The following is a 15,389-nucleotide window of genomic DNA, read 5'->3' as shown; positions in this document are numbered from 1 at the left end:
CCCATATGCAAACCGTCACTGACTCCGGACTCCCGACTCAAGACTCCCGACTCACTCCACTTAGTGTACGGAATTTAGAAAAACACCCTCGAAAGGTTACGTCAATTGTTTTCTGATGCGGCAACGGTATTTGGACTAAAACGGGCTAAAGTTGGCTTTTCCTGGCTTTTGTTGACTTTTTTGGAATTTGGTGTAAAAAAGCGGTACCAAATAGCCGCTGGTACGATTATCTATATTACTAATTATCAGCAAGATAGTAAACAGGTGTTCACGAAAATGTTAAAAATGGGGCACTTTTTAGTGTTTTCGAAAATTGGAGACTCTGATTATCAGCTAATTATACGTTACTGTGCGTGGCAAGCGGCGGCGGCGTGAACACTTAGTGTAGTGAATGGTGAATGGTGAATAGTGAGTGGGATGACGAGATGCCAGCGAAATTAAACCCATCGTGAAGGCCCGGCCCCGCGATCCCCTCCTATAGGGAGGTGGCAGGGAGGGGTGTCGCTATTGCCCATTCCTGCTGCCATTGCCTTTTTACCATTCACCATTAACTAATCACCACTCACCATTGACCATTGCCCACTCACTATTCACCATTGACCATTCACCATATAAATTCGATATTGAAAATTCGATATTCAAAATCTTCCATTAAATTGCGGAATCAATTTATAAACCCATTTTCATGCAGGCATTATTCGGAGTTATTTTTCACTTCATCGGCGGCTTTGCGTCGGGTAGTTTTTATATACCCTATAAAAAGGTGCGTAACTGGGCCTGGGAAAGCTTCTGGATAGTAGGCGGGCTGTTCTCGTGGCTGCTGGTGCCGTTCCTGGCGGCATGGCTTACGGTGCCGGGCTTTATGGATATTATCAGTCATGCCAGCGGGAGTGTTCGGTTTTACACCTACCTGTTCGGGGTGTTATGGGGTATCGGCGGGCTCACTTACGGGCTGGGTGTGCGGTATTTGGGCGTGTCGCTGGGCAGTACCATCATTTTGGGGCTGTGCTCGATCTTCGGCGCACTGATACCGTCGTTTTACTATGATATTTACCCAAAGCAGGGCAAGGATAGCTTCAGCATGATGCTGCATAGCCATTGGGGGCAAATGGTGCTGCTGGGTGTGCTGGTGTGTGTGCTGGGTATTGTGATATGCGGCAAGGCGGGCACCATGAAGGAGCGCGAACTTTCCAAAGGCGACGTAAAGGCGCATAACACGGAGTATAAGTTTGGGTTGGGTTTGTTTGTGTCGATAGTGAGTGGTGTGCTGAGCGCCTGTTTTGCCTTTGGCATTGATGCCGGCAAGGACATGGCGAACATAGCCAACGAGGCCTGGAAGAGTACCCACGCCGGGCAAGGCGAGTTCTTGTTCCAAAACAATGTGACCTATATTGTGATATTGCTGGGGGGGCTCACCACAAATTTTATCTGGTGTATGGCGCTTAACGCCCGCAACCGTACCTTTGGCAACTATACCGATGGGAAAACGCCGCTTGCGCGCAACTACCTGTTTTCGGCACTGGCGGGCACAACCTGGTTTATGCAGTTCTTTTTTTATGGCATGGGCGAAAGCCGGCTGGGCAACGGCGCCAGCAGCTGGATATTGCACATGGCATTCATCATCTTGACGGCCAATATGTGGGGCCTGCTGCTAAAAGAGTGGAAAGGCGTAAGCTACAAAGCCATGATGACGGTAGTGGCAGGTATAGCAACTATCATGCTTTCGGTGCTGATAGTGGGGTACGGGAACTCCATTAAGTGAGGTGAAAGGATAAAGGTGAAAGGATAAAGGCGAAAGGTTGACCGCGTGACGCGGCAAACAATAATTCAATAAATCAGTAATTCAATAATTAATACCACCTATGAAATTCAAACATGTAAGTTACCTCTGGGATGACGTAACGGCGGCTGAGTTGGCCGGCGACGAGGTTGCTTTGTTAATATACCGGTCGAACCTGTTAGGCGCCGATCTGCGGCTGACCAATTACGGCGGCGGGAATACCTCGTGCAAAGTAATGAGTCCCGACCCGCTGACAGGTAAGGATGTGGAAGTAATGTGGATCAAAGGCTCGGGCGGCGACCTGGGCACGCTTAAAAAAAGCGGTCTTGCAGCTTTGTATGAGGATAAACTGCTTAGCCTGAAAAACATTTACCGCGGTATTGAGCATGAAGACGAGATGGTAGGTCTGTTCAATCATTGCATTTACGATCTGGACTCCAAGGCGCCGTCGATAGACACGCCATTGCATGGCTTTTTACCCTTTAAGCATATCGACCACCTGCACCCAGATGCAGCCATTGCCATAGCAGCAGCAAAGGATGGCAAACGCATAACCCAGGAACTTTTCGGCGGCAAAATAGGTTGGGTAGCATGGCAGCGGCCCGGTTTTGACCTGGGGTTGAAATTGAAGCAGTGCCTGGATGATAATCCCGGTATCAGGGGCATTATGCTGGGTTCGCACGGCTTATTTACTTGGGGCGATAATGCCTACGAAAGCTATGTGAATACGCTGGAGGTGATTGAAAAATGTGCGGAATATTTAGAAGAGAACTACGGTAAAACCCGCCCCGTTTTTGGCGGACAGAAAATACAAAGCCTGGATGAAGCAGGCCGGAAAAAGCAGGCTGCCGCTATAGCACCGGTGCTGAGAGGGTTTTGTTCGAGCGAGCGGCACATGATCGGCCATTTTACGGATGATGCCCGTGTGCTGGAGTTTATCAACTCGAACGACCTGGGCCGGCTGGCTCCCATGGGTACCAGTTGCCCGGACCATTTTTTGAGGACAAAGATAAGTCCGCTGGTGCTGGAGCTTAAAGCAGATGATGACCTTTCAGATACAAAAGCGCTAAAGGAAAAACTGGCGCCTGCATTTGAGGCTTACCGTAAAATGTATACGGAGTATTACGAAAAATGCAAACATTCTAATAGTCCGGCTATACGAGATACCAACCCGGTTATTATTTTGTATCCGGGTGTTGGTTTATTCTCGTTTTCAAAAGATAAGCAAACGGCACGTGTGGCTGCCGAGTTCTATACCAATGCTATAAACGTGATGAAAGGCGCCGAGGCTATTTCGGAATATACTTCGCTGCCGCGACAAGAGGCTTTTGATATTGAGTACTGGTTGCTGGAGGAAGCAAAATTGCAGCGTATGCCTAAACCGAAGTCATTATCGGGCAGGATAGCCCTGGTAACCGGCAGTGCGGGTGGCATAGGCAAGGCTATATCGAAAAAGTTCGCTGAGGAAGGGGCCGTGGTCATCCTGAATGATATGAATGCCGAACGGCTACAGGGAGCGGGTGAGGAGTTCAACAGTAAATTCGGCAAGGACGCCTATGCGACTGCAACATTGGATGTAACCAATGCGGAACAGATAAGGCAGGCTTTTGACACTGCTGCGCTGGCGTTTGGTGGAGTGGATATTGTGGTGAACAATGCGGGGCTATCTATATCGAAATCCATTGCCGACCATACCGAAAAGGATTGGGACCTGCTGTATGATGTATTGGTAAAGGGTCAGTTTATGGTAACACAAGCTGCGGTGGCAATGATGAAGAAACAGGATATTGGGGGCGATGTGATCAATATCGTCAGCAAAAACGCGCTGGTATCAGGACCGAACAACGCCGGTTACGGCAGCGCCAAAGCGGCGCAGCTGCATTTAGGCAGACTGAACGCCGCCGAGTTAGGCGGCGATGGGATACGCGTGAACTCGGTGAACCCTGATGCAGTGATCAGCGACAGTAATATATGGGCAGGCGGCTGGGCCGAGGGCAGGGCCAAAGCTTATGGCATTACGGTGGAAGAACTGCCGGCATACTACGCCAAACGGACTTTGCTGAACGAGGTTATTTTGCCGGATGATATTGCCAACGCCTGCTTTGCGTTGGTTGGTGGTTTGCTGAATAAGTCGACAGGCAATGTGCTGAATGTAGATGGCGGATTGGCGGCGGCGTTTGTGAGATAGTCTTTATTTATCCTGACCAATATAAACCAATAATATGCAGTTAGACAGATCGGTTATCGATGGGCATAACCAGCAGCGCATAAAAGACCATCTGCGTAAATTTGAATTTGTGTCAGCTGGTGTATCTAACCTTCATGAGGTTATGCAAAAGCTTGCAGCGTTCAACATAGCCATACCAAGCTGGGCGTTAGGAACGGGTGGTACACGCTTTGGCCGTTTCAGTGGCGGGGGTGAACCGCGCAATTTGGAAGAGAAGATAGAAGATGTAGGTCTGCTGCATGCTTTGAATCATTCCAGCGGAGCTATATCATTGCATATTCCCTGGGATATCCCAAAAGATCATAAGGCAACGCAGGAACTGGCTGCACAATATGGCATCCAGTTCGATGCGGTAAATTCCAATACCTTCCAGGATCAGCCGGGGCAGGAGTTAAGCTATAAATTTGGCTCCCTGCATCACGTCGACCCGAAAGTACGAAAGCAGGCCGTTGAACATAATATTGAAGTGATCGGACACGGAGTCGAATTAGGCTCAAAGGCATTGACCGTTTGGCTGGCAGATGGTTCCAGTTTCCCCGGTCAGCTTAATTTTCGGAAAGCTTTTCAGCGAACGCTCGAAAGCCTGCAGGAAATATATAAAGCTTTGCCTGCTGACTGGAAGATGCTGATCGAATACAAGGCTTTCGAGCCCAGTTTTTATTCCACTACCATCGGCGATTGGGGCCAATCGTTTACATTGGCTAATAAACTTGGGCCGAAGGCTTACACTTTGGTCGATTTGGGCCACCATTTGGCCAATGCCAATATCGAGCAGATAGTAAGCCTGCTATTGATGGAAGGCAAGCTGGGTGGCTTTCATTTCAACGATTCCAAATATGCCGACGACGACCTGACTGCGGGTAGTATTAAACCTTACCAACTGTTCCTGATATTTAATGAACTGGTGGAGGGTATGGACGCACGGGGGATGGATCATGCCACAGGTTTGGGCTGGATGATAGACGCGTCACATAATTTAAAAGACCCACTGGAAGATCTGATGCAATCGGTTGAAGCTATTAAGATAGCTTATGCGCAGGCATTGATCGTCGACCGGGCTGCCTTGAATGCGGCACAAGAGCGGAATGATGTAACCCAATGCCAGGAAATATTGCAGCATGCGTTCCGGACTGATGTGCGGCCGCTGGTCGCGCAGGCAAGAATGATCGCGGGCGGTGCGTTAGACCCGATCCAACTATTTAGAGAAGCCGGGATCAGAAAAACGCTTATAAGCAATAGGGGAGAAAAAACGGTGGCCACCGGCTTGTAAATCATCAATGTGAAACCTGTCATCGCCATATTCGACATCGGCAAAACCAACAAAAAGCTTTTTCTTTTTGACGAGGATTATGGTATTGTTTACGAGCGCTCAACACGTTTGCCCGAAATAACCGATGAAGACGGATTCCCTTGTGAAGATGTAGATGCACTAAGTAAATGGGTAGCTGGGCGGCTTAAAGAAGCGTCCGGACAAAAGGAATTCGCTATTAAAGCCGTCAATTTTTCGGGCTATGGCGCAAGCCTGGTTTATGTTGATGGAAAAGGCAAACCGCTTAGCCCGCTTTACAATTACTTAAAGCCCTATCCGGAGGATTTAAGCAATGAACTGTACGCCAAATATGGCGGGCAGGAACAATTTTGTATCGATACAGCTTCACCGGCGCTGGGAAGCCTGAATTCCGGTTTGCAATTGTACCGCGTCAAAAAAGAGCAGCCCGCCATATTCGAAAAATTAAAGTATGCGCTGCACTTGCCCCAGTATATCAGCTACCTGGTTTCAGATGAATTTGTGAATGATATTACCGGTATCGGATGCCACACGGCCATGTGGAATTTTCAAACAAAAAATTATCATAAATGGATAGGGCAGGAAAGATTGGAATCAAAATTTCCCCCGGTGGTTTCAGCCGAAAAAGTCTTTGAAAATAAAAGGTATAAAGTTGGCGCCGGTCTGCATGACAGCTCGGCCGCGCTTATACCGTATCTCATCAATATAAAAGAGCCATTTGTACTGCTTTCTACCGGCACCTGGTCCATCAGCCTTAACCCTTTTGACCATTCGGAGCTCACTGCGGACGAATTAGGGAAAGATTGCCTTTGTTACCTGCAATACACCAGTAAACCTGTAAAGGCCTCGCGCCTGTTTGCGGGGTACGAGCATGAGCAACAGGTGAAACGGATCGCCACGCATTTTAAACGGGATGTCAGTGAATTCGATCATTTACGTTTTGACGATCAATTAGCAAAGGAGCTTGAACAAAAGTTTCAGCAAGACTTAAACCCATTAGGTTTTACAAAAAGCTCCGGGTTTGAACAGCGCGATCTCCCGGGATTTGTTAATTATATTGAGGCTTATCATCAATTGGTATGCGACCTGGTGAAGCAGCAATCGCACTCTACCCGGCTGGTGTTGAAAGAGAGCGGTGTAAAAAAGCTATTTGTGGACGGTGGTTTTAGTCATAACGAAATTTATATGAACCTGCTGGCCAGGGAATTCTGTAAAATGGAAGTCTTTGCTGCCTCTGTGGCACAGGCGTCAGCCATGGGCGCTGCGCTGGTTATTCATTCTTCATGGAACCCAAAACCTGTCGCTGGTACCCTCATCGGCCTCAAAAGATATTCAAACGGCTGATCTTGAATATACTACCGGTTAAATTATTCATATATTTTCGATATGCCTTCAAAATATCAAATCGCTGACTATTAGACAATTGTATTTATTTTGGTGGTAATTTTTATTATATAATTCTCACATTGCCGCCTTCCCGCACTTTTCCATTTAATAAAGCACCTATTTTTATCACTGAAAGACTTATTGCCGTTAACCAATTATAACCCGATGCTCAAGAGAATATTCCTAACACTTTATATTGCCGTAGCGTTTGGTTGTGCATGGGCGCAAGTAAAAACCCCGCGCCAATTATTCCCCGGTTTGTTCGAGACGGTACAGATGTCGGACATCTTTCCTGACAACAAGACGTTTGTCGACGCGACAGCAAAGCGAGATCCGGCGCTTATCATGAAGGATTATGATGCGCAAAAAGATAAGGCCGGTTTCGATCTTAAAACCTTTGTAACCGCTAATTTTATTATTCCCGGCACGCATAACGACGCCTTCAAAAGCGATATCCAGGCAGGCATTCGCAAGCATATAGATACTTTATGGCAGGTGTTGTACCGTAAACACGATACTGTTTCAAAATACTCGTCGTTACTTCCGGTGCCAAATGATTTTGTGGTACCCGGCGGGCGGTTTCGCGAAACCTATTACTGGGATTCCTATTTTACCATGCTGGGCTTGCAGGAGAGCCATAAAACGAAGATCATTCACGACATGATCGGCAACTTTGCTTACCTGCTGGACAAATATGGGTTTATCCCGAATGGCATCCGTACTTATTATTTAACCCGTTCGCAGCCGCCATTTTTTTCGATGATGCTGGACATCCTGGCAAAGGATGAGGGCGCCAGGGTATATACGCAATATCAACCCGAATTATTAGAGGAATACAATTTCTGGATGAAGGGTGCGGATAAATTGCAGCCAGGGCAAGCTTTTCGCAATACCGTACGCATGCAGGGCGGCGAATTGCTGAACCGTTATTGGGACGAATCGGACCTGCCGCGTGAAGAATCATATAAAAAAGATGTGACCGCGGTAAAGGATACCAAACAAAAGCCCGGTGATTTTTACCGTAATATTCGCGCCGCTGCGGAATCGGGATGGGATTTCAGCACGCGTTGGATGGACACCACCGGTAAACTCGAAACCATACAAACTACGTCTATCATCCCGGTCGACCTGAATTGTTTGCTCTATCACCTTGAACTTGACATTGCCAAATCGTACGGTATCCAGGGAAATTTAACGATGTCCAAACTTTATCAAACAAAAGCGCTTAAGCGCCGCAACGCCATCCAGAAATACTGCTGGAGTGCAAAAGACGGCTGGTATATGGACTACAACTGGCAGTTGAAACATACCACCACCCATATTTCACTTGCAGGAGTTTTTCCGCTTGAATTCCGGATAGCTGATGCTAAACAGGCCGCCAGTGTAGCGAAGGTTCTTAAATCAAAGTTTTTCAAATCAGGGGGACTGGTTACCACCCTGGATCGTTCGGGCCAGCAATGGGATAGCCCGAATGCCTGGGCGCCATTGCAATATATGGCTATCGATGGCCTGAATAATTACCAGGAATATAAACTGGCGCGTTCTATTGCCGAAAACTGGGTGCGTATAAATATCAGTGTTTTCAATTCTACGGGTAAACTAATGGAGAAATACAACGTGATAGATACCGATGTAAAAGCCGGTGGTGGCGAATACCCGCTGCAGGATGGCTTCGGCTGGACCAACGGCGTTTTGCTCAATTTGCTCAACCATTACCATATCGACCAGCTATAATTACTTTTTTAGCTTATTAATTAGCGATTTAGAGGTTATTCCGCTTAAAATTATCCCTAAATCGCTTTTTAATATTATTTTTATCCAATAGCTTAGCAGCTACTGAATAAACCAATTTTATGAAGAGATCTTTTCTACCTGCCTTGTTATTGGTATTGCTTTTCCATTGTGCTTTTTCTTCAGTTCCTGCATCAAGGGTCGACAGCATTATGGCGGTACTAAAAAACGAGCTGGCTCACCGAAAGGATTACGATGACAAAAAAGAAACGAGGATAAAAAACTTAAAAGAAAGGCTGGCAGCCGTATCAGCAACTAACTACCAGCGTCAATACGATCTTTGCGAGCATTTGTATGAAGAATATAAAGTTTACCAATTTGATTCGGCTTACGTTTATACCCAAAGGCTGCTTAATATCGCTATTCTCACAAAGGATATAGCGAAGGTTAACAACACCAAAATAAAACTTGGGTTCATTTTACTTTCGTCCGGTATGTTCAAAGAGTCCTTTGAATGCCTTAACCAGATAAACGACCGCCTGCTCGACGATAAATCTAAATTGGAATATTATTCTACAAAGTCGCGGGCATACTCTGACTTAGCCGAATACAATAGCGACAAAAACTACGCGCTGTACGATCAGAGCCAGGCCATTAGGCTGATAGATTCGGCCATAGCGTTGGCTCCGCCCAATTCGTTCGAAAAATTGTATTACACAGGTAACAGGCAAGTGATCTCGGGCCAGTCCCAAACACCGTCGCCCACCTATATCAGGTTGTTGACCCAATATAAACTTTCTGATCACCAAAGGGCAATGGTGGCCACCGGACTTTCATTTTTTTATTCAGGTCCTTACCAGGATTCGGACCGCATTTTTCTGATGGCCGAGGGCGCTATCAACGATATACGCTCATCTACTAAAGAAACTACGGCTATTTTCAAATTAGGATGGCAATTATATCTTGATGGTAACCTCAGCGACGCTTATACATTTATTCAGCAGGCAATGGATGATGCCCAGTTTTATGGTGCAAGGCTGCGAAAAGTAAAGATAGGAGCGGTTTTGCCCGTTGTGGCCGCCCAAAAGATCATCATTACCGAAAAGGAAAAAGATAGGTTCCTGGTTTACCTGTTATCAATTGCTGTTATCGCTATTGTCATATTGTCCATTTCGTTCATCGTTTTTTATCAGTTAAAGCGCCTTAAAACAAAAGAAAAGATCATTGAAGAAAAAAACATACTGCTTGAAAAGATAAACGAGAAACTTTCTGAAGATACCCATATTAAGGAAGAGTACATCGGGTATTTTTTTAACGTGATATCCGGCTACATTTTAAAACTGGAGAAGTTGAAGCGAAGTATAGAGCGGAAGATAACAACAAAGAAATATGATGACATACTGTTATCCGTTAACGAGATCAATATAAAAAAGGAGCGGGAAACATTGTTCTACACCTTTGATCATATCTTCCTGAAGATATTCCCCAATTTTATCGATTCTTTTAACGCGATGTTTAAGGAGGATGACCAGATATGGCCCAAAGATCACGAAGTACTAAATACAGACCTGCGCATTTTTGCCCTGATGCGGTTGGGTATTAACGATAATGAGACCATAGCTAATATCCTTGAATATTCTGTTAATACCATTTATGTATATAAGATGCGTATAAAGGCAAAGGCCCTTGTGCCAAGCGATCAGTTCGATCATCGTATCATGGATATCAAAGCCGTTGACCTGCTCAACAAATCCTGAAACATGCCCGTATTTTGCGCGGGGGCTTTAATACTTATTTTACAAAACCCAATATAATATTGTCAGTCCGTTCGCTTTTTTAAAAAGTGTTTTCTGTTAATTTTTTACTTTAAAAGGTTAAATTATGGTTATATTTTTCTGACTATGATAATTTATAACTATCTCATTATTAAATAATTAATTTTTAAAAATGTAACTTTTAGTTATATTTTTAATATAGGAATAGGTAATTTTCCAATGTCTTTCTTACTTTGTAAAGTATAGGTACAATAAAAAGTTTGCTACCTGTGCCAATTGAGATAAACCAAATAATATTTTTTATTGTAATAACCGGGCAGAATTTTAATGCCTGATCACAGTGTTTGATCGCGGAAGCGATTTTGAAATGTTGTAAATATCCGCGACCGAAAACGTTCCCGGTAACTGTTTGAAAGCGCAGGCGAAACGCTTTTAATGAATAAGTTAGTGAATACTAATTTTTAGGATAAAGTGCAGGGTGGTATTCATTTAACGAAATTTTAGAAAAATTCATTGCATTTTTTTAATTAATAGTTATATTTAATCAGCCAATTAAAACTCAACCCAAATTCTATGCACTTTAAAAATTTACTCAAAGTAAGTTGTTTTATCCTGCTAAGCTTGTTTTCGCTGCAATCCATAGCGCAAACTGTAGTTACAGGTAAAGTAACCGACTCCAAAGACGGTTCGGGGATCCCCGGAGCCTCGGTAGTCGCAAAGGGTACCACAGTTGGTACAGTTACCGATGTTAATGGTAGCTTCAGATTATCAGTAGCTTCATCAGTTACTACATTAACCGTTTCTTATGTTGGTTATACAACAAAAGACGTAACCTTAACAGGGGCCCCTTTAAACGTTGCACTTGAACCTACAAGCACATCACTGAATGAAGTGTTGGTGATTGGTTACGGTACCGTACGTAAAAAGGACGCTACCGGTGCGGTTGTTAAAGTTAACGCAGGCGATTTTGTGCAGGGTGTTACTACTAACCCGTTGCAGCAATTGCAGGGCCAGGCCCCCGGTGTTGTAATTACAACAAGCAGTGGCGACCCTAACGATGCACCTACGGTGCGTATCCGCGGTACCACGTCATTGTCAGGTGGTAACGATCCATTGTACGTTATCGACGGGGTGGCCGGTGCGGATATCCGCTCGGTATCGCCAAACGATATAGAGTCGTTCACCATTGAAAAAGACGCTTCGGCTGCTGCCATCTACGGTTCACGCGCCGCGGGCGGTGTAATTTTGGTAACCACAAAAACCGGTAAGGCCGGCAAATCGCAGGTTACTTTTAATAGCTATGTTGCTTCTGAATCACCAGAGCACCTGATCAAATTTATGGATCGTAACCAATACCTGAGTGCATACCAGGATTTTTACGGACATGCTATGCCTACAGGTACTTCGACTACGAGTGACCAGGGCGCCAATACCGATTGGTTTAGGGAAATTACCCGCACAGGTTTTACACACAATGAAAACCTTGCGCTGAGTGGAGGTACTGAACAAGGCCACTACAGGGCTTCAGTTGCCTATACCGACCAGGATGGTATCGCAATTAATTCAGGTAGAAAAGACCTTTACGGCCGTTTCAACTTCGACCAGAAAACGCTGGATAACAAATTGCTGATCACGATGAATGTATCTGGTTCGCAAACCAATTCGCTGTTTACCGATAAAAATGCATTCCTGAATGCTGCTGCTGTTCCTTCAGTTATCGGCACTATGGACCCGGTTAACGCTGGCTACTACCAGTATATAAACAATACACAGGAAAATAACCCGATCCCTCAGCTAATTTACCTGACAAACATTGGCAGGCAAGACAGGCTAACCGGTAACTTAAGGATGGATTTTAACCCTATCAAACAAATTACCATCAGCCCTTATGTGAATGCCGCACACGGTGTAAATGTTACGAACATTTACTATCCTCCTGCAATAGCATTGAGCCCTGTAGGCGGTTTACTTAATGCTGTAGGCGATCAGTTTGGCTATACTCCCCAGCTCTCAAACCACGGCGATGTGGATAAAGGCTCATCGGATTATACCAACAAAACCTATGGTGCTACTATAGCTTATAAGGACGAATTTGGTAAATTACGTGTTAGCGCCTTGGGTGGTTATGAGTTCAACTCATTCGACTATAGCGGTTTCCGTGTAGGCGCACATGATTTCAACGACATCTATCTGCCGGATGAAAACCTTGGGTCTGCCAATTCGATTTCAACAGCAGATATCGGTTCTGACAGAGGGGGTTATCAATTAAAGTCATGGTTCGGCAGGGCAGAATTAAACTGGAGCGATAAGTACTACTTAACCGGCAACGTACGTTATGACTGGTCAAACAAATTAGGTTTGAATAACCAATCAGGGGTGTTCCCGTCAGTAGATGCGGCATGGGTTATCAGCAACGAAGATTTCATGAAAGGCGTATCGTGGATCAGTTCGTTAAAACTGCGCGGCGGTTACGGACAGATCGGTAACCAGGACGCTATCGGTCCATACCTTTCCCAATTCCTGTTCTCTTCGGGTAACCTATATTATAATGGTGCTTTGGGGCAGTTCGTATCGAGCAGTAGCCCGGTTCAAAATCAGAATGCCGACTTAAGGTGGCAGGTAAATACCACTACCAACGTTGCAGTTGATTTCAGTTTGTTCAACAGCCGCTTAACAGGTAGCCTGGATATTTACAGCGAAAAAACCAAGCACTTGTTGTTTACGTACACTGTACCAACAGGTAGTACATTCTTTGTAAATACTATCGTTGCTAACATTGGTAGTATGAGCAATAAAGGGTTTGAATTAAGCCTGAATTATAAGATAATAAGCAAATCAGACTTCACCTGGACAGCGGGTGGTAACTTTAACGTTAACCGCAATAAGATTGTATCACTTTCCGGCCAGTTCGCAGGTCTCGACTTTAACGTAACCCAGGCAAACGTGGGTAGTACCGGAGGTTTAGGTATCAGCGGTCAGATATCGCAGATCGGTTACCTGAAAGTTGGTTACCCGATTGGTACACTTTTATTGCCTGAGTATGCCGGCAAAGATGCCAGTGGCAACCAGCAATTCTGGAAGTACAATGCAGATGGCAGCCGCACAGCAGTTACTGATGTGAGTTTATTGAACTATGCGGACGACGGCAGCACCCAGGACAGGAAGTTTTATACTACCGATCCTAAATTCACTTACGGCTTGTCAAGCAACCTGACATACAAACAATTTGATCTTAGCATTTTTGCTCGTGGTCAGTATGGCAGCAAGGGCTTTAACGAAACCTATATGGACTACACCAGTTTAGCTAAATTGGGTACCTATAGCGTGTTAGCTGATGCGTCTAAATTGGGTATCAAGAGTTCGTCTGAACCGTCAAATTATTGGTTGCAGGGAACATCTTTCCTGAAAATTCAAAGTGTTAATGTAGGGTATAGCTTAAAGATAAACCAAAACAGGTATATTGATAAATTACACTTCTATGTAGGCGGAAATAACCTTTACACCTTTACATCATACAAGGGTGTTGACCCCGAGTTGACTACAGCAGGCGGCCAGACAGGTATTGACAGCAGGCAGCTATATCCACGTTCGCGCCAGTTATCATTCGGCGTAAACTTAACATTGAAATAATTAAAAAATTCATTATAAATGAAAAAGAGACACTTATTAATCGCAGCAGCACTTTTGGTTGTCGTAGGTACGTTTTCCTGCAAAAAGCAACTAAATTCGCCAAAGGATGCTGTTACAAAGGCAGCGGCATCAAATAGTGCGCGCTACCTCCAGTCAATCGTATTAGGGACCTACACCCAGTTGCAGGGGTTGACCGCCAACAATGCTATGTTACTTACGGCTGAAGAAACTACCGATGCCCTGATAGTACCTGGCCGCATTGGTGGTGACTGGGCCGACGGTGGCGTATGGCAGCAGTTGTGGCTGCACACCTACACCGCTTCGCACGGTAATATTTCAGGTGCTTGGGACAATGCCTATAACACCATTGGTTCTATCAACATCACTATCTCGCTGTTGCAGGGCCTGCCGCAAACGGATGGCACAGCATATTCTATTGCTGAGCTTAAAGTTTTACGGGCCTATTTCTATTACCTGTTGGTGACTAACTTCGGCAATGTTCCACTGTTGACATCCACCGATCAGGATGCCAGTAAGGTTGCAACAAGTTCAGCAGCGGATGTGTTTAACTTCCTGGTAACAGAGTTAAAAACTAATGGACCGGTATTAAGCACAAAAACCCCTACACAGGATGGTGCACAGTATGGTCGCCTTAACCGATGGGGAGCTTACTTCCTGCTGGCTAAACTTTACCTGAATCAGAACGTTATTACAGGTTCATCTGATAATAGCGGCTACCAGGCATGTTCATCTTATTGCGACTCAATAATGACTGCTGGTTATACCCTACAAGCAAACTTCCTTGATAACTTTTCAAGTTCAAACAATTCGGGTAATAACGAGAATATATTTGTGATCCCCTATGACCACATTTATGCCCAGGGCTTGCAGATACAGATGATGAGCTTCCACTACAACCAGGCTGCTAAATACAACTGGGGTAGCACAGGCGGCCCATGGAATGGTTTCTGTGCCAATGCCGACTTCTACGGTAAATTCAGCAATGCTGATGCCCGTAAAGCAGGCTGGCAGGAAGGTATCCAGTATGCTTCAGACGGTGTTACACCTTTAACAACCCGTGGCAGCGATAGCTCGCTGGTGCTGAACTTCAGGCCGCAGGTATCAAACTTATATACCGCTACCGAATATGATGGCGTTCGTCAACAAAAATGGCAGCTTACCCCGGGCTACCAGAGCCAGGATGCTGACTTTGCATTGTTCCGCTACTCAGACGTGCTATTAATGAAAGCTGAATGTCTGTTGCGCCAGGGCGATGCTGCGGGTGCATTAGATTATACCGCTCCTGTAAGGCAGAGAGCCGGTGTAGCTAACTTTACTATCGCCGCGTTCAACGCTGATAGTCTTTTGTCCGAAAGGGGCCGCGAGTTTGCATGGGAGGGTTGGAGAAGAGAGGATCTGATCCGTTATGGCCACTTCGGCGATAAGAAACAGTTTAAAGCAGCTGACGGCGACAATCATACCAAACTGTTCCCGATCCCGACTGAAGCGAGACAGAAGAATCCAAACCTGACCCAAAACCCAGGATACAATTGATTAATATAGAACACTGAT

8 protein-coding genes are annotated in these 15,389 nt (G+C 45.3%); all 8 read left to right on the top strand.

The window, feature by feature from the left end:
- Window positions 1-685 precede the first annotated feature (685 nt).
- The 8 genes from rhaT (at window position 686) to VL525_RS17510 (ending at window position 15,371) form a co-directional block, all read left to right on the top strand.
- Window positions 686-1,762, top strand: a complete 1,077-nt coding sequence (gene rhaT, locus VL525_RS17545) for an L-rhamnose/proton symporter RhaT (protein WP_325388336.1) — start codon at window positions 686-688, stop codon at window positions 1,760-1,762.
- A gap of 100 nt (window positions 1,763-1,862) precedes the next feature.
- Window positions 1,863-3,968, top strand: coding sequence for a bifunctional aldolase/short-chain dehydrogenase (locus VL525_RS17540; RefSeq protein ID WP_325388335.1), 2,106 nt, complete (start codon window positions 1,863-1,865; stop codon window positions 3,966-3,968).
- Between the two features lie 34 nt (window positions 3,969-4,002).
- Window positions 4,003-5,277: a TIM barrel protein gene (locus VL525_RS17535; protein WP_325388334.1), complete on the top strand. Its 1,275-nt coding sequence runs from the start codon at window positions 4,003-4,005 to the stop codon at window positions 5,275-5,277.
- A 9-nt stretch (window positions 5,278-5,286) separates the two neighbouring features.
- Window positions 5,287-6,639, top strand: coding sequence for an FGGY-family carbohydrate kinase (locus VL525_RS17530; protein ID WP_325388333.1), 1,353 nt, complete (start codon window positions 5,287-5,289; stop codon window positions 6,637-6,639).
- A 207-nt stretch (window positions 6,640-6,846) separates the two neighbouring features.
- Window positions 6,847-8,415, top strand: coding sequence for an alpha,alpha-trehalase TreF (treF, locus tag VL525_RS17525; protein ID WP_325388332.1), 1,569 nt, complete (start codon window positions 6,847-6,849; stop codon window positions 8,413-8,415).
- A gap of 119 nt (window positions 8,416-8,534) precedes the next feature.
- Window positions 8,535-10,169: a DUF6377 domain-containing protein gene (locus VL525_RS17520; protein ID WP_325388331.1), complete on the top strand. Its 1,635-nt coding sequence runs from the start codon at window positions 8,535-8,537 to the stop codon at window positions 10,167-10,169.
- A 591-nt stretch (window positions 10,170-10,760) separates the two neighbouring features.
- Window positions 10,761-13,817, top strand: a complete 3,057-nt coding sequence (locus VL525_RS17515; RefSeq protein ID WP_325388330.1) for a SusC/RagA family TonB-linked outer membrane protein — start codon at window positions 10,761-10,763, stop codon at window positions 13,815-13,817.
- Window positions 13,818-13,835: 18 nt separating this feature from the next.
- Complete coding sequence (locus VL525_RS17510) at window positions 13,836-15,371, top strand: RagB/SusD family nutrient uptake outer membrane protein (RefSeq protein WP_325388329.1); 1,536 nt, start codon at window positions 13,836-13,838, stop codon at window positions 15,369-15,371.
- Window positions 15,372-15,389: the final 18 nt, after the last annotated feature.

This window comes from Mucilaginibacter sp. (assembly GCF_035492695.1).
In the GTDB taxonomy this organism is placed as follows: domain Bacteria; phylum Bacteroidota; class Bacteroidia; order Sphingobacteriales; family Sphingobacteriaceae; genus Mucilaginibacter.
The sequence above is the reverse complement of the archived record's forward strand: the minus strand, read 5'-3'. Positions and strand labels throughout refer to the sequence as shown.

Bases quoted from the DNA above. Each gene is read 5' to 3' on its own strand.
- treF (WP_325388332.1), top strand. From the start codon at position 6,847: ATGCTCAAGAGAATATTCCTAACACTTTATATTGCCGTAGCGTTTGGT.
- VL525_RS17515 (WP_325388330.1), top strand. From the start codon at position 10,761: ATGCACTTTAAAAATTTACTCAAAGTAAGTTGTTTTATCCTGCTAAGC.
- VL525_RS17520 (WP_325388331.1), top strand. From the start codon at position 8,535: ATGAAGAGATCTTTTCTACCTGCCTTGTTATTGGTATTGCTTTTCCAT.
- VL525_RS17535 (WP_325388334.1), top strand. From the start codon at position 4,003: ATGCAGTTAGACAGATCGGTTATCGATGGGCATAACCAGCAGCGCATA.
- VL525_RS17510 (WP_325388329.1), top strand. From the start codon at position 13,836: ATGAAAAAGAGACACTTATTAATCGCAGCAGCACTTTTGGTTGTCGTA.
- VL525_RS17540 (WP_325388335.1), top strand. From the start codon at position 1,863: ATGAAATTCAAACATGTAAGTTACCTCTGGGATGACGTAACGGCGGCT.
- rhaT (WP_325388336.1), top strand. From the start codon at position 686: ATGCAGGCATTATTCGGAGTTATTTTTCACTTCATCGGCGGCTTTGCG.